This is a genomic window from Paenibacillus sp. N3.4, from assembly GCF_008017805.1.
Taxonomy (GTDB): Bacteria; Bacillota; Bacilli; order Paenibacillales; family NBRC-103111; genus Paenibacillus_E.
In genome coordinates, this window is record NZ_VRTT01000025.1 from 10,601 (window position 1) to 32,197 (window position 21,597).

9 protein-coding genes and 1 pseudogene are annotated in these 21,597 nt (G+C 44.3%); 8 read left to right on the forward strand and 2 right to left on the reverse strand.

The window, feature by feature from the left end; genetic code table 11:
• The first annotated feature begins 53 nt into the window (after positions 1-53).
• From FU659_RS14645 to FU659_RS37170, 6 genes and pseudogenes are all read left to right on the forward strand, one after another.
• Entirely contained in the window at positions 54-1,361 is a 1,308-nt protein-coding gene (locus tag FU659_RS14645) for a hypothetical protein (protein WP_147948269.1), read from the forward strand.
• Positions 1,345-3,372 (forward strand): McrB family protein, encoded by a 2,028-nt coding sequence (locus FU659_RS14650; protein ID WP_147948270.1) that lies wholly within the window; start codon positions 1,345-1,347, stop codon positions 3,370-3,372. The genes FU659_RS14645 and FU659_RS14650 overlap by 17 nt, the downstream gene beginning before the upstream one ends.
• Entirely contained in the window at positions 3,356-5,221 is a 1,866-nt protein-coding gene (locus FU659_RS14655; protein ID WP_147948271.1) for a hypothetical protein, read from the forward strand. The genes FU659_RS14650 and FU659_RS14655 overlap by 17 nt, the downstream gene beginning before the upstream one ends.
• Positions 5,222-5,288: 67 nt before the next feature.
• Entirely contained in the window at positions 5,289-7,547 is a 2,259-nt protein-coding gene (locus FU659_RS14660; RefSeq protein WP_147948272.1) for an McrB family protein, read from the forward strand.
• A pseudogene (locus tag FU659_RS14665) lies at positions 7,522-8,339 on the forward strand (DUF2357 domain-containing protein); the annotation flags it as partial. The gene FU659_RS14660 and the pseudogene FU659_RS14665, both read left to right, overlap by 26 nt.
• Before the next feature lie 114 nt (positions 8,340-8,453).
• A complete protein-coding gene (locus tag FU659_RS37170) occupies positions 8,454-9,020 on the forward strand; it encodes a nuclease domain-containing protein (protein ID WP_261807826.1) in 567 nt (188 codons plus the stop codon).
• A 157-nt stretch (positions 9,021-9,177) separates the two neighbouring features.
• Here FU659_RS37170 and FU659_RS14675 read toward each other — a convergent pair whose 3' ends face one another.
• Positions 9,178-10,608, reverse strand: a complete 1,431-nt coding sequence (locus tag FU659_RS14675) for a SpoVR family protein (RefSeq protein ID WP_147948275.1) — start codon at positions 10,606-10,608, stop codon at positions 9,178-9,180.
• The gene (yhbH, locus tag FU659_RS14680) at positions 10,605-11,762 is read right to left on the reverse strand and encodes a sporulation protein YhbH (RefSeq protein WP_147948276.1); all 1,158 of its coding nucleotides are present in this window, start codon (positions 11,760-11,762) and stop codon (positions 10,605-10,607) included. The genes FU659_RS14675 and yhbH overlap by 4 nt, the downstream gene beginning before the upstream one ends.
• Before the next feature lie 647 nt (positions 11,763-12,409).
• On the opposite strand from yhbH, the gene FU659_RS14690 reads away from it, so the two are divergent.
• Entirely contained in the window at positions 12,410-13,555 is a 1,146-nt protein-coding gene (locus FU659_RS14690) for a hypothetical protein (RefSeq protein ID WP_147948278.1), read from the forward strand.
• 475 nt (positions 13,556-14,030) lie between these two features.
• Positions 14,031-21,170 (forward strand): S-layer homology domain-containing protein, encoded by a 7,140-nt coding sequence (locus tag FU659_RS14695; protein WP_147948279.1) that lies wholly within the window; start codon positions 14,031-14,033, stop codon positions 21,168-21,170.
• The last annotated feature ends 427 nt before the right edge of the window (positions 21,171-21,597 follow it).

Genomic DNA, 21,597 nt, shown 5'->3' on the forward strand with positions numbered 1-21,597 from the left:
CTATGATTTAATAGTAGTAATAGACTAATAAATGAATCTAAAGGAGACACCATATGGCTGCAAAAGTTAAGAGCAATAAAGAGACGGTAATAGACCAAGACTCTTGGCTAGAAATGATATATAAACTGCTTAGTGAAAATGAACTACGTAAAATTGCAACAATCATTCAGCCTCAAATCCAAGGTTTTACGGCGAAAAATCTAGTGAAGGCTCCATTAGCTATGCTGCGTAAGAAAACGATTGAGAAACTAAGGCAAAATATGAATAAATATATCTGGATGAAAAAATGGTTTGAACCGACTGTATCTAAGGTGAAGGAGGAGAAAATAAATTTCGAAGAATTTTATCATAGATCTAGGCTTGGAGATCATGTTACACCAGCTGAGGCCGTTGCAATAACCGGTATATTATATCCTGAAATGTTCAATGAGAATAAGAACACAATGCAACAGAACATAGAAGGGAAGAAGCACCCTTTAGAGGACTTGGGGACGAAGAAGCTCGCCCCTAAGAGGCAGCTTCAAGTAAAAGCATTAGCATGGGAGGACTCTTCAGCAAAGGAAGCATATCGTTTGCTTATTCAAGAAAGTTTGGGTCTGAAGCTGGAACTAGAGGGTAGTGTGAAAGATTGGGTACAAGAGAAAAGTTCAGTAGAAATCGGCGAAATCTCTTATCTTGCTTCCACTAAAATGGAGGAAATCAACAAATGGACGGAAGGGGAAAAGGCAGCTTTTTTTCAGATGGCATTTCATGATAGTCAAAAGGTAATTTGGAAGATGATAGAGGACCTTTTAAAAGAAAAGAGTGAGCTGGAAAAGGAAGACAAGGCAAAAGAGAAAAAGCTGAAAAAGCTCGAGAAGCACAACACCGAGAGAGAAGAAGTAGAAATGGCGCTAAAGAGACAGATGACCGAAATGGAGAAAAAGTTAGCAGAAGCTGACAATGAATATGAAAAATCAGTTGCCGAGCTGCAAGATGAGATTGAATGTCTTAGGCAGCAACAAGGGGCTAGGGAGCAGGTCGCTGCTGCACAAGTAATGGATGAACCCCTCCTAGTTACAGAGTCGGAATTTGTACTTGTTACACGCTTTAACCAGGAAGAATATGCGAGTATGCTTCCAATAGGTCAAATTATACATATTCAAGATGTTTCTGACTTTCTGGATTGTCAGCTCGAAGATGACGTGAAATACATATTCATACATTCCGATTGTTTCACATCGAAAGAGCAATTTTACTTAGATGAGATCGTAGAACTTTTTGAACGGCCATTCAAATCGGTAAGCGGCAGTAGTGCGGCTGTAACTAGACAAATCATCTATTATTTAGAAGGAGCCATTATCAATGAAATTAACACGTGAACTCACGAGTGATATAGAAGCACGTTTAAAGAAAGCGGTTTTCGTCGGAAGGCTAATGACACAAGAAGAATTAGCCTATTCTATGCTTGAACCGGTAAAAGAAGATAGTCAGGAATTCCTTATATTTCAAATCAAATGTTTGTCGGATATACCAGACGAGCTTTCACAACATTTTGCATTCCAGAACAAAATCTTTCGCGGCAGCACGCGGAGCCCCAATAATTTACAGAAAATAAGATCTCAGCTTGTCCCCAATTTCGATCGTTTAAAATTAGAAGATCAGAGGAAAAAGTTACAGCAAAGCTTGGAGAACAAACTTATGCTTTTCTCGCTGTATGCAAGCAGTACGAATCTTTTTCTGGATATTCTAAAGATTGAAGAGATGGATGATCAAGTCTTAGATGATAAATACGAAATGATCTCAGGTCCTCTTTTAGGCGTGAACGAAAAAGGTGGGGACTTTGATGAGCGATTGAAACAAGGTAGACCTTTCGTTTTGCCGCACCACCCCGATTTATTCCGAAATCCTTCTCTTATTTATCTCGATAAGGTTCTTTACAGTAAGGTTAAGCTGAAAACGTCAGGCAATCCTAGCACATACTATTTGCAAAATCCTGATGAGGTCCGCTGTTTGGAGGTCTCGCATGATTTCTTTAATAACGTTCTGATTAGACTAGCGGATCAAGTTTACGTAGTTGGTTCCGGATATTATCATAAGCTGCTAAGAGAAATAATGGCCAATGGTTTTTCATTGCAGGAAGCTAAAGACAAACGGCTTGAGAGAAAAAAGAAACAGCTGTTAACGGGAAAATCGGAGACAGAGGGTAAAGAGAATGATTCAAAAGTGATTGAACGAAGCCAAAAACAAGAAAAGATCGGAGAGGTAAAGGCTGGAGCTAGTGAATCTACCTTTATGGGCAATTTACTGGATAATGCCATTACGAAGGGGCTATATTTTGACCAAACTGACCTCGTGAATTTACATCTGAGCTTAAAAACAAATATGCTGACCATCATTGGGGGAATGTCTGGAACAGGGAAGTCACAACTCGCGCTATTGTATGGAGAGACTCTCGGTCTCGAATACGGTATTCATTTAAAATTACTCCCCATTTCGCCATCGTACCACGAACCAGGAGATATATTGGGCTTCATGAACCCAACCACTGAAGTATATCAGGAGAGCGAAACAGGACTTGTTAGTCTATTGATGGAGGCTGAGTCCAATCCTGAGCAAATGTATATGCTTATTTTTGATGAGATGAACTTGGCTCAGGTGGAGCACTGGTTCAGTCCGTTTATTTCTTTACTTGAACTAGAGAAGAGTAAGCGAGTGCTTCAGCTGTATCATTCACAGATCCAGTGTAAGAATGCATATCCATCTGAAGTGAAAATCGGAGATAATGTCATTTTCGTTGGTACGGTGAATTTGGATGAAACAACCAAAGCATTTTCTCATCGTCTTCTTGACCGGGCAAATGTCATTACACCACGAAAACTAAACTTTAAAGAAGTACGCGACATGCAGAAGCATCTAGCCCATAGACCATACATGACTGCTCAGACTTCTAAGTCCGTTTTCCGGGAGGGGTGGATGCGCAGCTTAACTGGGGACATCTCTGATTTGACTGACGACGAGATCTCACTTATGGATCAAATTCATAGCACGATGCAGCAGGCAGATAGCGGGCAGGGAATCTCTTTTCGGGTGATACGTGCGATTGCACATTACGTCAGCAATGTTCCTGCTCTAGCTGACGGTTCAATGGCAATAAGCCGCGGAACTGCTTTAGATATACAATTTAAGCAGCGAGTTTTATCCAAGCTCTCCGGGATGGAAGCAACCATCGGGAGGCTTGTAGGATTATTTCATGGAGAGGATTATCAGGAAGGCCATCTCACCCGTATTCTTCAATCTGCATCCAGTCAGAAGATTTCTACTTTTGAGCAATCGATTCAATTGCTAAAGAAAAAGGCGAAAGAGCTGACGGTACATGGTTATGCCAACTGATTTGCCTTTTCTCTTAACCTTATGGGAAGGGGAAGGCTCGTCGGTTAGACGAATTCCCCTAGATAACCTTACCATGCAACCGACACATGTTAGTCCTGTTCAAATGACAGAAAATCTGCAGCTTAGTGTTGAGTTTACTGTTTGTGAGGAAGAGGCCGAGGTTATTTTTCTTTGGGACCATTTAATCGATCGGAACGAAACAGCGACGGAACAACCCATTATACTTTCTTCGGACTATAAAAAACACGTTTTGACTCGTGGCTTTGAAGAATACCCATGGCGCTGCGGTTTGTATCAGTATCGAGTTATCTATCAAGGAATTACCTATTATGGAACGTTCGAGATTGTACCTAGAAATGTTACTGAAGAACAGATGGAGTCCATTCATTTTACGTTAAATCAGACTTTGGAAGGCTTGGTTCAGGATTATTTGAAAATGAAACGAGCCGTTGCAGATCCAGGTGAACTTGAACAATACGCTTCATGGAGGTATTTCACTTGGTATAAAGGAGTTGAGAAGCAGCTTCTTCAGGCGATGAAGGCAATTGAGTTGAATTACGAAGTAGAGCTAAAGCAAAGCTATGTGATTGAGTCCATTGAACGCAGACAAACATTAAAAAGCGTTCGGTGGAGTGCATGGGGTAATGGCGCTAGATATGAAGGAGTTAAGACTTTAAACCGACGTATGGAGCTGCACGCGGATTCGGAGGCGAATCGCCTAATTAAACACTGGGTGCGGTCGTTACTGGATACTATGGGACGAATAATCGTTACTCTCCAAACAGATTACGATATTCTTTCCTTACAATATGATCGACTAGAAAGTAAAATTGAACTGGAAGAAATGAATATTCAAGAGTTGAGACAACGTAAAGTTGTATCAAGGGATCACTTAGATCAAACATCTAAAATGATTTATGGGAATAAGCAGAATTTAATCAAAATAGCTAAGCAGCTTACTGAACTACAAAAGTTTGAGCAACAGTGCCAAACTAATCAGGGTACGTTAAGAAAAACGATCCATTCTATATTTTGGAGAGATGTACAGGACCAGGCGCCTCGTCGATTACTGCTCGGTCAGCATCATGCTTATAGTGTTATTTATGAGATTTGGAAAGGTTCAACTTCGTGGAATAAGGTAAACCGTAACGAACCCAAAGATTTGCTTGTACCGGTTATTAAACCTACCTCTCTTTTATACGAATACTATGTTCTCTTTAAGACCATAGAAAGCTTTCGTTGTCTTGGGTACGAACCACATCAGGATACGATCACAGAGCAATTACAGAAAAGTTTTTACCTGGGAGGCTTACAAGAAGGAACTACTGTGAGGCTAAAAAAGGACTCGAGTATCATTGTGATTACGTATGACCAGCAGGTAGAACATGTTGAACAAATTGCGCTAGAGAACCAAACTCACTTCTTTAGTCCAGAGGCTAATCGTAGACCAGATATTCGCATTGACTTATATACCGAACCTTCAGAATCTAGTGCGTCAGAATTTCTTTCTTCTTTCATACTGGAAGTTAAGTATCGTCCTATTTGGAATATTTATTCAGATATAGGTTACACCGAAGCGATGCTGCAAATGTCAAAATACTTCATGTTTCGGTATGTAAGGTTGGAGAAGGGGATCAAAAAATACGAACGGACACCGGTTCATAATGTCATATGTATCTATCCCGGAGATGAACAACGAGAGCCATTAGTAGAAACAGGATGCGGCTCGTTTCTTCAATTATATCCGGGCAAACAGGGTGACACCGTTGGATTGGATTTGTTAGTGTATACTTTTCAAAATTGGCTAGGCTGGAATGCTTCTTTAATGTCAGAAGATAGAAGTAAATGATAATGGCAGATCCTAAAAATAATCAAGTTCAGTTTAGTTAACCTATTAAAAACCAAGGAGTGCTTACATGATCAACCTTTCAAATTATCAGCAAATTTTCGATATTGATAACACAACGGAACGATGCAAGAAGGTTAACGAAACCATGGAACAGTTCTGGAAATCAGAACTGGATCAGTTAGCCGAGGGATTGCTTGGTCAGGATTTCAGAATTGCTACTTATGGACAGACATTAATGACTACCTATCATGACTCGTTAAATCCCAAATATGCGGAGCAGAAGAAAGACACGAGCATAGGCAAAAAGTATTTTGCTCAGATCGTTCGTAAAATAGGGGGTACTGATGTCAGTCTGCTGACACTGGAATTTAACGGTGTAGAGAAGCGGCTCTACGTTTACACAGAGCTCAGCTTCTATCAGGCTTACGAGCTGATACAGACGGGTAGCATGAATGAGATGTTGGCTGAACTGGATCCTCAAATTAAGGTATTTACGAGAAGTGGGGCTTTCACAAAAAATGAGATTGAGCGCTCTACTTTGGAACAGACACTGTGTGATATGGTGAAACCTAGAACAAGGCCATGGATTTATTTCGGTCTAGCTTTACCTCTGGAAGGGGAGAAAGCAATCTCGGACATTGTAAATCTTTTAAGACAAACATGGGAACTGACGGCTGCAATATGGCAATATTCCTTAGCATATAAAGAAGAGAGCGCTAAAGCTACACATATCATGGAGCAAATTGCTTCAGTTGAAGCAACATACTCCGTTTCACTTTTTGGTCATCCCTATCAGATTCATTATGGGGCTGTCGAGAATGAGAAATCGGGTACGCGCCAACAGGAGTTTACATTGAAACGGGAAGGTCAGACGATTGTACAGGGCTGCTTTTATTATAGTGAGTACGAAGTGAGGTCCGCCGGATCCAGACCAATGCTTGCTATTGATGTGGAAAGACATAATCACATCTACACCAATGTGGCAGTTCTGCTCGATGATAACCGTAAGGAGTGGTGGATTAACAAGGCATTCCGAACACAGAACAAGAACAATGAGGACTTGAAGAATCAGGCTCTTGATTTGTTGAAGCAGCACGGCATGCGAGTACGTAACGATAATGAATACTATATGGCCACGTACATTAATTCTGAGCAGCGGTTTGAAGAAGATGTTGCAAAGATAAAGGGAGATTTAGCGTGTGCTGCCTTATTGTTTGCTCATATAAGTGGTCGGGGCAAACTAAACTTTCTTGAAAGCGATTCTCTCGGTGGTTTAGAAAGGGACGATAATAAGATAAACACGAATAATGATGAGTCAATCGAAGGTTTCGAATACAATAGTAATTTTAATTTTTCAGTTATTTATGATGCTATTCAGAATTGTTCTCTAACGTTTGACAAAAATTTGATCCGAGATCTGCATCTGAACTTGACGGCTTTAGATGATAAGCATTTCGTTATCCTAAGCGGTATCTCGGGAACTGGAAAAACACAGTTGGCCAAACTGTATGCGAATGCAGTGTATGGTTTGTCCTATGAAGCGGACAATCCGTATTTGTCTATTATTCCTGTCCGTCCTGATTGGACGGATGCGACTGCTCTATTCGGGTATTACAGTTCCTTTGAACAGCAGTACATCATGACTGAATTTTTAAAAGTAATTCTGCATGCTCATGAGGAGAGGGAGAAGCCGCATTTTATTGTGCTAGATGAAATGAATCTCGCCCGCGTCGAGTATTATTTAAGTGATTATCTGAGTGGGGTCGAGTCACACAAGGAAATTCCATTGCATAACCGTGATGATTTGAACCTCATACCTTCCAAGATCAGCATACCGCCTAACGTATACATTATTGGTACGATTAATGTAGATGAAACGACTCATAGTATTTCGGACAAAGTACTCGATCGTGCATTTGTTATGACATTAAGTGATGTGGATCTGGAAACATTTTGGAGCCGAGTAGATGATGGTGTTAGAGTAGGGCTGCAGAACGAATTTACCTTTTTGATGCGGCTGCATGGTTTATTGGCTCCTCATCACCTGCACTTCGGATATAGGACGATGAATGAGATGATTCAGAAGATGAGCCGCCATCTAACGTTGGACGTTGAGCATCAAACGTCAAGAAAAGCTATGATGGATCGAGTTATTTCAGAAAAAGTACTTCCTAAGCTTAGAGGTGATGATCGGATAGCTGAGCTGCTTGGGGAATTGAAAGAAGCGTTCGCTGAACATTTGGGCGAAGAGTCAACAAGCCACGGTCATATTCATCGTATGGAGAAGGAGCTTTTGCGTTATGGAGCAACACAGTTCTGGCGGTAATTTTCTGCTGCGATTAAATGGTGAGACGTGGGTTACCTTGGAAGAAGCCTATCTGACCGAAGCGACTACATATGACTGGAAGTATGAAGTGAATAGCTCGGAGCAACCGCCCTCGATTCATTTTTGCGGCTTGCCGCATTTTCCGCACAGGTTGGATGAAAGGGAAGTTTATGGTCAATTGACAACACCTTTCTATAGCGGACAGGTTTCCTTTGAAATTAATGGGGTGAAGTTCGATTCCTATATTTATCCGGATACCCGGAAGATGACACAGGAGCAATATCACCTCATGTTAAGCGATATTTTGCAGGAAGCGTCTCTTTGCTTCGAGCATTCAGATATCAAGACAGGGATTGATGCCGATCAGCATTCGCGTGAGCTTACTTTGGCACAATGGAGCTATCTGGAAGCGTCATTCGCATCACTTGGAAGCATGATCCGTCAAGTTCTCGAGCAGCCGACCCGAGTGCTTCAAGCTCGCGAACAGCAGGTGAGACGGGATCGTGTGAAATGGTAGATTCTCAAACACTGGCATGGCTTGAACGAAACAGGGGGCGCAGTACTTCTGGAACCATCCCGCAAACAGTGAAATCGTCTGTCCGAGAAGACAGCTATAACACTTATGAGAATAGGATGTTAAAGCGACGGTTAGTAGAACTTAGGCATCTGTTGAAGCTTTATGGGAAAGCGAGTCGGGGAGAACGTGCGATAAGGGCAGAGACCTATGCAGATAAAGTAGGCTATTGGTTGAGAGATTCATTTTTCAAACAAGTCATACCCTATCAAGGGGCGATACACATTTCTCAAGTTTTTCGAAAACATCCTGTATACCGGCAGTGCTATCAGTGGTTTGATCGCTTGTACAAGCATGGGAACGAACGAATTGGATTGCAGTACAACTATCCGTTGAAAGAGACCTTCGCGCTTTATGAGATATGGTGCTATATGCAGCTTGTGAAGGTTTTTCGGGAGAAGGGCTTGCTCAAGGACAGCAGCGGGTTGTTTCAAATCAAACGTGAGGGACTATTCCTTCATTTTGCCAAGCATAACGAGAGTGTTGTCCATTTAAAAAGTGGTATGCGCCTATCTTATCAGCGGGTGTTTCAAAATAATTCGCCGCACTTCTACACCTTTACACAGAGAATGGTGCCCGACATCGTGATTGAATCAGGGGATCACTTGTATATTTTGGATCCCAAATATCGGGTTGCAACCAATTTGGGTACGGCACTAGGCGAGATGCATAAGTATCGGGACGGTATCCTGGATTGTAGCAACGACGAACGAGCAGTGCAGAACGTTTTTATTCTGACCCCATCTGCAAGCGATGAGCTTCGCTATTTTACAGCGGATTTTCAGGACAGGTATAAAATGGGTGCTATAAAGCTTACGCCTGGAGGCGATATGAGCGCACTAAGCGACTGGATAGATAAATTGGTGGCACAAGAAAAGGAGGAGTGCCTTGATTGCTGAAATTTTATTCCAGGTTGCTTAAAGAAATTTGGAATGAGCGTCACGCATATCTCATATTCATGGCTCCATTCCAAATTCTGCTTCCTGTCGCGAAAAACCTCAGTTCTCACGAATAAATCGTGGAGGCTGAGGTTAATTACCGTTTTCAATCCAAAGGTTATAAAAACCGCCGATGATGCTTCTTCCCATCATAGGTGAATAAAACCGGCTTATCTTCAACAACCGTATGCATGTGAACCGGTTTGCCCCAAAGCTTGTAAATATACGGGAGCGTCCGCTCGACATATTTGAGATCCAACTCCATGCCTTCGAAAGAATGCTTTAGATACAGTTCGCCGCTCCGCTGATAGTCACCATCCTCTACTTCAATATAAGGAAATCCGCCATTCACGCGGGAGTAAATGAGTTGATCCCGGGTATTCTCCCAGGTTTTATCCGTGATTTTCCATTCTGGGCCTTTCTTCTCAAAAATGTAAAGATCAAGCTCTTCGACAAGAGCTTTGTTCATGTAATTTCGAATAAATGAGGTGTCGGACTCGTATTCGCGGACCTCAAACATTTTATTTCGTCCATCCCCAGGCTTACGCCCGTGCCTTTTAATTTCCTCTTCGGTCGGGTTATCCCAACGTTTCTCAATATCTTCATAAATTTTCAAGCCCAAATAATACGGATTCAAACTATGGCGAGAAGGCACGACGACAGAAGAGTTGAGTTTGGAATATTCAATGGTTTCTTCCTCCGTCAAATCGAGCTCGCGCAGGATGCGTTGATGCCAGTACGAAGCCCAGCCTTCGTTCATGATTTTCGTTTCCAGCTGCGGCCAGAAATAGAGCATCTCATCACGCAGCATGGTCAGAATGTCTCGCTGCCAGTCCTCCATATAAGGCGAATTTTCTTCGATAAAGAGTAGAATATCTTTTTGCGGCTTAGGCGGGAAGCGTTTGGTTTCCTCTTTATTTGGAGCGGGCGCTTTATTTTTTATTTCGAGATCCCATATATCTTCATACCCATAGGTTGCTTCGGATCGGGGAGCAGGTGTAGATGCTTTATGAATTTCTTGACGTTCGCGCGACTGTCCATAGGTTAGCGTCAGCACCGGATCAATATGCTCTTGAATGGCGAGCACAGCATCGATGAACTGTTCCACTTCGTCAATACCGTGTTCGATTTCATACAGGCGTATTCTTTCTGCGGTAGCGGACATGCTCTCCACCATATTGCGATTCGTTTTTGCAAAGCGAGCATTATTTTTGAAAAAATCACAGTGCGCCAGCACGTGTGCGACGATAAGTTTATTTTGAATAAGCGAATTGCCGTCTAGTAAGAAGGCATAACAAGGATCCGAGTTAATGACGAGCTCATAAATTTTGCTTAGTCCCAGGTCATATTGTGTTTTCATGCGATGAAAATTTTTGCCGAAACTCCAGTGACTGTATCGTGTTGGCATCCCATAGGCACCGAAGGTATAGATGATTTCCGCAGGACAAATTTCATACCTCATCGGATAATGATCGAGCCCAAAGCCCTTAGCAATTTCCGTAATTTCATCAATGGCGTATTCAAGCTGCTGTCTTTCGGATTTGCTCACGGTGCAGCCACCCCTTCCTTTTTGGTGAAAAAGGTTTTCAGTGCTTTATATACCTCGCCTTTCTCGCGAATGACATAATGGAGAAATTTCGGGTCGTTGATATGGCGGAAAGCGGACATTAGCGTACTGCTGCGATTATATTGGTTTACTTCTCCATAGCCGAACATGTTGGAACGCTCCATTAATTGCGTTATAAGTTTCACGCAACGTTCATTATCTGACGTTAAATTATCACCATCTGAGAAATGGAACGGATAAATATTGAATTGCGATGGTGGATATCGCTTATCAATAATATCGATGGCTGCTTGGTAGGCCGAAGAGCAGATGGTGCCGCCGCTTTCTCCCTTGGTGAAAAATTCTTCCTCTGTGACCTCCTTGGCTTCTGTATGATGAGCAATAAAGACGATCTCCACGTTTTCATATTTCGTTCTCAAGAAGCGCGTCATCCAGAAGAAGAAGCTGCGCGCTATGTATTTCTCGAAGGAGCCCATACTTCCTGACGTATCCATCATCGCAATGATAAGCGCATTGGAATGAGGCTTCTCGACTTCATCCCACGTTTTGAAACGTAGGTCATCAGGGCTTATATGGTGAATACCTGGAGAGCTAGTACGCGAGTTTCGGCGTATATTCTCGATAATCGTGCGTTTTTTATCAATGTTGGACATAATTCCCTTTTTTCGAATATCGTTGAAAACAACTTCCGTTGTCGTCATATTTCGCTTATCCTTCTGCTGTAAATTCGGCAGCTCCAGCTCAGCAAACAGCATATTCTGCAGTTCCTCCATGCTGACTTCCGCTTCATAATAGTCTTCACCGGCTTGATCGCCGGCTCCTTCGCCTTTGCCAGGACCTTGGGCTGGCTGCGGATCTGTTCCAAGGACATCGCCTACCTGAGAATCCCCGTCACCTTGACCGACATGTTTCCCTTTGCTGTAGTTGTACCGAAATCGGTATTCGTCCAGACTCTTTATAGGAACTTTCACGACTTGTTTACCATTGGACATGACGATGCTTTCATCGGTCACCAGATCCGGAAGATTTTGCTTAATGGCTTCCTTCACTTTTTCCTGATGTCTGGTTTGATCCTGGTATCCTTTGCGGTGAAGCGACCAATCCTCTTTGGAAACGATAAATAGGGGTTCTGTCATGCGGACACCTCCTTAGGGTTGATCTTGGAAATGATATGACAAGCTTGACGCTGAAAGAGACTTGGGTTGGAATAAAGCTTGTTACTAAATATATTCAAGTGTGCGGGGGATATGTGATGGGAATTGGATTTAATCGTTTGCCATATGACAATCGGTTATAATGGTAGTAGCAACGAATGATGGTAAGCTTCATACTACTTATACTTGGCATTAATTATCATCTGCCGAAGAGTCTAAAAGGTCCTGATGACCCCGCAATTAGACAGATGATTGAGGATTCTGAAAAGGACATTAAGAATGGGAAGGTTTATTCCACAGATGACATGATTGAAGCGATTAAGTTGGTGAATTGTAATTGATCGTTCAATAGACCGAAACGGCTCGGCGTCGATTCCAACAAATCAAGAGCGATCATTATACACAACAAGAAACAATCGACTACAAGATCAGTATACTTCGGCGAGTGGAAGAGGAAGTCGTCAACATGGGAACGATCTTGCCTTCGTATGAATATCGCAACACCTATTATTGCATGGTTGATCGTTATGCAGTATCTTATAAAGTCTTGGATGAGGGTGAGAGATAGGTGATCACCTCCTTCAAGCACAGTGCAATGAAACGAAATCTTAAATAAGAGGTCTACTTGGGTGTATTCGCTCAAACAGGCTTTTTTTTGTGTCATTAAGTTCCTTTTTTTCATCCCGATGGATATCCGACATTCCGTTCGCAGTGACGCAGCGATGGCTGTGGAGCATTGGCTGGACAAAGCCAGAATTTTAGAGGAAGCGAAGAAGAAGCTGGATCGTGAAGTAGCCGAGAAACGCAGCCGATTCCTGCAGTTGACCCGCAATCAGGAATGGGATGCGGACCTTAGTGGCAGCCTGCAGCATATGATGGGCGAGATCAGGTGGGAAGAGTATACCTATGCCTGGGAGTTGCTTCAGAGTATTAATGAGCATGCCAAGAACGAACTTGAAAGCTTGGCGGATGATAAGACGAAGGCTGAGCAAGCTCGTGACATGTGGACGGATAGAGCCTGCTACCGTGTAATTAGTATCGTCAAGTCATTGAAACAAATGACGAGCCGGATGACTTTCGTCAACCAGGGTGGTCATCGCTACCCGCTCATACGCATGGATATGCGAAACGGAGATTTGCCGGAAAAGCCAGAAGACATTCGACTTCTGCTTAGAGAATACTTTGTCCGAACGATCGATGAGCTGTCCGATCAGTATCCTGATTTTGGAGATGTTCCGAAAAATGAGCTGGAGAAACGGATGAGTGACAGTCAAATTGTACTGACCTCATTGAAAAGTCGTTACCCGACCTTGCACGTGTACAAACCGCAGACGACGAACGTTTTTCTCCATGAAAGCCCCAAAAAGCATCATTATACGGAATGGGAAACCCTGAATAAGGGTTCAGTCACAGAGGCAAAAGGTAGCGGAGGCCAACTCCTCGCAGCGCGCACGATCGTTATGATGATGCTGATGACCCATAAAAGGCAGATTCGGCAAACAAAGCAATGGTCCGTTCTGATCCTGGATAATCCGTTCGGACAAGCGGTCTCGCCTCACATTTTGGATCCGATTTTTGCCATTGCAGAGAATCTCCTTTTTCAGTGGATTGTACTGGCTCCTCCTGAATTGATCAAACTGGATGTCAGCAGACGATTCCCCGTGTTCTGGGAACTGGAGCTCAAACGCCAAACGCATGGTGAAACAGTAACAGAACGTTTGCAGCATGGAGGCAGGACGTTTGAAGGGCAAGTGGATTTGTTTGGAGCTTGGTAAGGAGCATTTTTCTCCAACTTTACGCATGCCATCAAGATTCATTGTTTTAAGCGCAGGATTGATCAAAGTCGCGAAGATTATTAACAAGGTAAGGGAGTGTCAACGACTGAGCTTTTGAAATCAGTGTACCCTAAGGATTTTGTTAATGAATATTCGTTCGATCATCTGCCTACCAACTGTTAGGACAAAGCTGGAAATTTAGAATTTATTTTGAACAAGTAAATGATGTGCTCACGATTGTGACCGTTTTATTTCCTGGAAAAAGTGATGAACCATTAGAGTTCAAAAAGTCTGCTTGATCTCCGCGGCAACGCAACGGAGATCGAGCAGACTTTTTAGTTTTATAAGTTTCCGCAACCTCTTTCGCTATTTTTCGACAAAAAGGCATGTTTTGTGAGAATTTTGAGAGAGACATTTGGTAAAATTCGGGATGATAGGAAAGAAAACTCGCAAACAAGCTAAGGAGGTATAAAAGATGATAGCTAGTATGAAGAATCAAAGGACATTGATAAGCTGTTTAGTCATTTTTTCATTACTATTTTCAATGATCTCGTCCTCAATACCCATCAAGGCGCATGCTGACGAATCGCAAGCAGGTTTGTCGCTTGTGCAGTCGGTTTCACCTGCAACGGTTGGTGCGGGACCTGGAACTAGATATCCCTATACGGTGACAGTGAATCTGGGATACGCAAGTGCAGGCGCTACAGACACATTTTATAATGTGGCCATCAAGTACACCTTGCCGCTAGGAGCTATTTATGATGACACGGAGCGGTCTGTGCATGTGTTATCTGAAGCATACGATCCTAGAACCAGAATAGTAACTTTTCAGATGGGAAATTCATCTGCTTCTTCGGAAGCTGAGAAGCATAAATTTCAGGCAGGTTTGACCGGCGATGTGAAAGTGAAGTTCCACTTTCCAAGCCCAAGCGTGTATCCGGATGGCGCAGTCATTCCGTTGACTCCTGCTGAAATCAGTGGGAATTTGAACAGTTCCACAGGAACGTTGCAGTCGAGTATGAGCAACAGTCCGGAACTGACCTTTTCTTTACCGGCCGCTTGGAGGGTTAACACGAGCGGGCCTTCCTATGTGAAGCTCTCGAACAATCAAGCGCAGACACAAATTCAGTCCACGTATACGATTGCTCTCACGGGCGGGAACATTCCGCTTAAGGATGTTGAACTAGTCTATACGTTGCCAGATGATGCAGCTTATGTGTCTTCCACCCGCACACCAAAGAGCATCGATAACGGCAAAGTCATCTGGCAATATGCCGATGTAGCGGTGAGTGGCGACAGCTTTAGCGTCACTGTAGCCTATTCGATTAACAGAGGCTCGGGCAGCGGTGTTACCTCAGGCAGCAGTCGCACGAATACGGTGACAGCGACCGGTTACCCCATTCAAATCGATAGCAAAGGCGTTCTCCAGAAGGCGGCAAATCCGCTCGTATTTGCGAGAAACGCCGACTCTATGACAACAACTTTCCAACAATCAACAGCCTCTTGGGGTGTAAAGGCTTATGTCAATCCCGAGACCATATTGACATTGGATCCAACCGTATCCGAGGTGCAGGTGAATTACAGCCTTGTTGTCAATGGCGGTGATATCGATATGGACCACGTTGTCCTATCCTATGAATTGCCGGCTGACGCTACTATCGTGAGCTCGGACGGTGGCAGTTATGATTCGAATACCCGTGCGGTCACTTGGTCAATGAATGGGATTCAGGCTGACAATTCCGCAAGCCGCTCTGTCACGGTATCCTTTCCGATTGATCGAGCGAACAACGGCATAGGCGTTAAGGACGGTTCGGAAAGAACCGCTAAAGCCAGCGCAACCGCTAAAATTGCGGAAACGAATGATGCCATCGGATTTAATCCGGCTAGCAGTGATGCAAAGACGACCTTCAAGGACTCCACTGCTTACTGGCATGTGGCAACAATGTCTCCTTCAAGCGTTGTTTTGCCTCATGAAGGAGACAACTTTATTGATGTCAACTACCAACTTCAAATCGAATCGCAGGAATGGGGAAATATTCCGTTAAAGAATGTGACGCTTACGCATTTTATTCCCGACATAGCAAGCAGTGCGCACTTCAGCGAAGTTCCAATGACGGTAACCCATCATACATACGCACCAAGCGTTACCGGCATCACATATGAGCCAAATGTTACGGGCAGCACGTACGGAACTAGTGTTACGAGCAGCACGTATGGCACGACATATACGTGGGTTTTCAGCGATGTATTACCAAACAGCCCGCAGATGGTTAATGTGACAGCTCGTTATCCTGTCATACGTCCGGGATATGATACGGGTGTTAAGCCAGGAGATTCTGTTGCGTTAGAATCGATCTTGGTAGGCTATCCGATTACAAGATTAGGAGAGGCATCTGAAACGCGGTATGCATTCAAAGCTGGGTATGACAAATCAAATATCATTACAAACTTTGTAGAGGATGTCATCCCTCGCCCTTCTGTGACTGCAAATATTTCGGATTACAACAAGCTGCAACGCGATAAACATTTCGATATCGGTTACGATGTCGTGTACGAGTTGAATGCAATAAATCCTTCATATAATAACGAGACGCTACGCGATGCCGTTCTAAGCGATGACGAGCTGCCTGGCACGATTGATTACAATGAAATTCGTTTGGGGCAATCGTCGTATGATGTCGGATATTTATTTGAATACAAAACGAATCAAAAAGACTGGACAAGCTACGGAAACGGCTATCGCACGAAGACAGAAGCAACCATCAGCATAGCCGAGCTCTCATTGGCCGTCAATGAGCAACTGTCCGGCATTCGGATTGTGTACTCCGAAGCGCTTCCTGCCGGTTTCACCTATGATAAGAAGGTCATGAAGCTTGCAGGTAAAGTCAATGCGCAGGCGCAGCATGACACGCTGCATGCAAACAAAATGAAGCTGGATTACAAACACCGGATATTCAATGATATTACCGAGCCTAAATCAGTAAGTGATGCTGTAGAGTTCCGTGTGCTTCATAACACGGCATGGATCGATCAATTGCAAGTTACCAAGCTTACACCTGGTGCGCTGCACTATCCGAACACGAATATAAGCCTCCGGATTACGGCAGGGAATCATACTCGCCTTGCCACGGGAGCTCTGCGTACTCCCGTACTAGTTGCCGTCGTGCCGGCAGGGTTTGAGTATGTCGAGAGCACGTCGTGGTCATCATCGGATACATCGGCAAACGGTCTGCCGGCTCCGACCAAGCTGGATATGATTAAGAATTACCCCGTTCAAGGCCAAACAACGTTGAAATGGTCATGGGATGCAGGTAAATTGCTCAAGATGGGCGAAACGGTTCAATTACAGTTTGATGTGACAGTTAAGTCATATGCAACGGCAGAAACGCACGTGCTGAACGCATATATGTACGGTGAAGAGAACTTTCTGTCACAACCAGGCATTCCCAAAGTCGATGATACGAATGATTTGGATCAAAATAACGGTACGCCGAAACGCTTGAATGGCGCTGGAGCCAGCATCGCGGTACGTGAAACGCCTGGCATTAACTCCTCTTTGTGGCTGAAGGGAGCGTTGGATGCTGCATTCGACAAACATCCTGCAGTAGGCCTCACAACGCCTGGCGGAGCCGCTGATTACAAGCTGGAGATCGTGAACGCAGGCAACACATTCTTGAAACGGGTTGAAATTGTCGATATTTTACCCTATGTTGGGGATACTGCGGTATTGAATATTCAGTCATCACGGGGATCGAGCTGGACCCCCAATATGATTAGTGAGCTTACTCAAGGACAGATTGAAGCGATTACCGATGTGTACGGAAACAAATCGAAAGCCAAGGTAGAAGTTTACTACAGTACAGCAACGAATCCGATTCGCAAAGGGCCACGGAATGAAACGATCGGTTTGCAAACCCCGAATTGGTCGATAACTCCGCCACAAGACAAAACTCGAATCCATTCTTTGAAATTCGTCATCACGAACTTTGCGGAGGATAGCCGGGGACTGAGGCCCGGCAGCAAGGCGGAGCTGATCTGGCAGATGAGGGCTCCTCTCGGAACGCCTGCCGATGCAGTAGCGTGGAATTCTATTAGTATGGAGGCAACGACATACAGCATCTCCAATGGCGAATCGAATCTGCTGCCTGCGGAGCCGAATAAGGTAGGTATGAAAGCGCTGGCCAACCCTAAGGGGGAAATCGGTAATTTCATCTGGTATGATCAGAACGGCGATGGCTTGAAAAATGATGGCTATGACCAGCAATTTGGGGGGCTTAACGGCATAACGGTTAATCTCCATAAGAAAAGTGATGGGGCAATTGTGGATACGACGCTTTCCGGCTTTGATCAGGCAGGCAATCCGGGCTTCTATGCTTTCCCTAATGTGGAATCAGGAACTTATTACGTATCTTTCACGCTGCCGGATAGTATGGATATAACAGTTGGTGGCAAGGATTCAGCCGGTTTTGTTGATGGTCAAATCATCCGTACAGGCGATATTACCATCAACATCAGCGATGCAGCTCAGAAATCATATCACTCCGCTAATTTGGGGGTAGTTGCCAAAGCAAGCAAGAAGCCGGATATTATCATTATTAAGAAACCGATTGGCTATAAGAATGATGTCGATGTATTCGTCCCCTATCCGGAAGGAGGGCCGATTCCGCCCATTACGGTTGGTCAAAAAATTGTGTACATCGTTGTGGTCAGCAACCCAGGCGGTATTCCTTTAACGAATGTTAACGTGTTTGACGACTCAGAGCCAGGCGGGTTCAAATTTGTAAAAGCCGTTAATAAAACGGTCAGCAGTGATTTGGAGCCTGTCGAGAAAGATCCTAACTTAAAAGCCTCCAATGATACGAAAAATGTAATTGTTATTCAGAAGCTGGATGTAGATGATACCTACGAATTTGAGGCCGAGTATAAAGTGCTGCCAGAGGATGCCAAAGGTACACCAGTAGACCATGAGATCAAAGTCAAAGCGAACGAGCTGAATGATCAAGGGCATAAGGACACTCCAGCAAAGCAAGCAAATGCGCCGGTTGACCTTGCGGCACTGACATTCGCTGATATTGTCTACTTGGTGAAAATGCCAGGTAAACCGGAAGTCGTTGAGATAAGAGGCAAAGACATTGCTGATTTACATGTAGGCGATATCATTCAGTATAAGGTAATCCTTAAGAATATTGGCAGTGTAGCATTGCCGGACATAACGGTGACGGATGCGAAAGCGAATGTATCGAAATCTATTGATAAGCTTGATGCCGGAGCTACGATTGAAATCAGTTCGGCGGAACATGAGATCGTTGAGAGTGACAGAGGTCAAATCGTCTATACCCTTAAAGCGAAACAGAGCAAGCTGAACGGTGATCTCACGTTGCAAAGCACGGTTACCGTCGGGGCTGCTATTCCTGGACCAACGCAGTTAACGGCAGAAGCAGGCAATGGTCAAGTGACGCTTCATTGGGCTTCGTCCGCAGATGCGGAGAAGTATGCGATTTATCAAGGCACGGTAGACGGTGAATACGGTGATACACCTGTTGCTCTAGTGACTGAGCCTTTAACAACAGCAATTGTGACTGGGCTTGAGAATGATACGATCCATTATTTTATCATACGCGCGATAATTGGCAATCGCTTCAGCGGCCCATCCCATGCAGTCAGTGCGACGCCTACCGCATCCACGGTGCCGCCTGAAGAACCTGAAATTGATAGGCATACAGGATTTGTGCAGGACTTGGCTTTGAATGTAGATTTAATTCCTACTTTGGGATGGACAGATGCTTTATATGCAAAGAGTTATAAAGTGGTCGTATCCAAATCGCAAAACTTCGATACCTTGGAACAGGCGTTTACGCTACAAGCACCAGCTGCATCCTTGACATTGGATAAGCTTGAACCAAATACACAGTATTACTGGAAGGTAGAGGCGCGAAATGGCAAGGGAACAACATCTTCGCAAATCTATACGTTTATAACAAAACCTGTACCGGGTGCGCCAACCGATATAAAAGTGGTGGCAGGTGATGGAATTGCTACAATTTCCTTCGCTGCGCCTATAGATAATGGGTCTGGACCCATTTCTGAGTATACAGTCATCTCCAGTCCAGGCGATACTATTGCCAAAGGAAGCTCAAGTCCCATTATAGTTCGCGGCTTGCGAAATGGTGTTGCCTATACATTTACAGTGAAGTCGAAGAATGATGTTGGTGAAAGTGCCGCATCCTCAACATCGCATGCAGTAACACCGCATGCTGATGACACGAGCCTGCCTCAGAATGAAACGATAACAGTGAACGTAGAAAATGGTAAGGGCACTGACGGATCGATTATTTCGACAGCTGTCATTAACAGAACGACGGATGCAAGCGGTAGGAAGAAAGATTCTGTCACCTTTACGTTAGAACAAGCGCTCAAAACGACGGAACAGCTCGCGGCAGCAGGTTCAGACTCCGCCAAAATTGTCATTCCCGATCCAAGAGATGAAGTCGCGGAATTGAACGTGACACTTCCGAAGGAATCCACAACGAAATTGGCAGACAAAAAAGTGAGCCTGGAAATGAACACGAACAATGTGCGTATCATAATCCCGAGCAGTTCGTTGCAAGGATTGATGGGCGATGTGTACTTCCGACTCGTGCCAGTCAAGGTGGAGAGCGAGCGGAAGGAAATCGAGAATCGAGCCAGAACGGAGCAAGTGGTGCGTAAGGTTGCCGGAAACAACAATATCGATGTCGTCGGTCGTCCAATGACGATTGAGACGAACATGCGGAGCCGTCAGGTGACGTTGGTGCTTCCGCTTGGCAGTGCTACGTTCAGTAAGGAACAGCTGCAAGATCTCGGTATCTTCATTGAACATAGCGATGGGGAGAAGGAGCTTGTTAAAGGGGAAGTCGTCCCTTACGATGGAACTGGCAAGCTCGGCATCCGGTTCACTGTCAATAAGTTCAGTACGTTTACCGTTGTTCAAATGAACAGCAACAAGCAGCCAACTTTGTCGGATGACATGGCTGACAAGCGTCATAAAGCTTATATCTTGGGATACGAGGATAACAGTTTCGGACCGGAGCGACCGATCACTCGCGCGGAAATGGCGGCAATTTTATCCCGCGTATTTGAGAAGGCAGAGAAACAAGGTCCCATCTCCTATACGGATATAGCTGCAGCGCATTGGGCGAAAGGCGCCATCGATAAAGTAACAAGAATGGGGCTGATGGACGGTTATCCAGACGGTAGCTTCAAACCAGAGCAAACGATCACTCGTGCAGAAATGTCGACTATCACAGCCCGTTTGATTAACACCGCGACAAGCGAAGGCGGTAGTTTTCCTGACGCCATCGGTCACTGGGCAGCCGCATTCATTCAAAAAGCGAAGACGGCGGGACTTATTAATGGCTATGAGGATGGAACATTTCGTCCGGATCAGACGCTCACACGGGCAGAAGCCGTCACTTTGATCAATAAGCTTCTTGGCCGAGGACCGTTATCCGGTGCAGCTAAACAATGGAAAGATGTTTCTGAGCAGCACTGGGCGTATGCAAACATTCAGGAAGCATCTATCAACCATGCCTACGAGAAGACAAACGGCGGGGAACAATGGGTCCCTACTCCTTGATACAAAAATCGTTCATAATGTGTGTTTGATTTTATGGAAAGAAGAGAGTGCCCCTGCGGCAGACAGTAAACAAGAGTTCATGGAAACATGGACTCTCACCTGTCGATCGCAGGGGATTTTGTTTTGGGTATGGTTGTAGGAATTTGAAGTATGTGGAAAATGCTCACCCAAAGCTTAAAGAAGTAGCAGATGCCTTTAAGTTGCATGATGAACAGCAAATCGAGCAGACTTTTTAAGTTGCTTCTGGTTTGTTCCATATATTCTTTAGGGCGCGGTTACGATTCCACATTAGATAAATGATGGTTTCTCGTTGATGGGATTGGGACGGTTCGTATGGGGGCACCTGCACACTCACTCAGCTGTAAATCGCGATATTTCGGTGGTTGTAGCGTTTTCATTGGAATATCACCTATGATTTTGAAGTAAC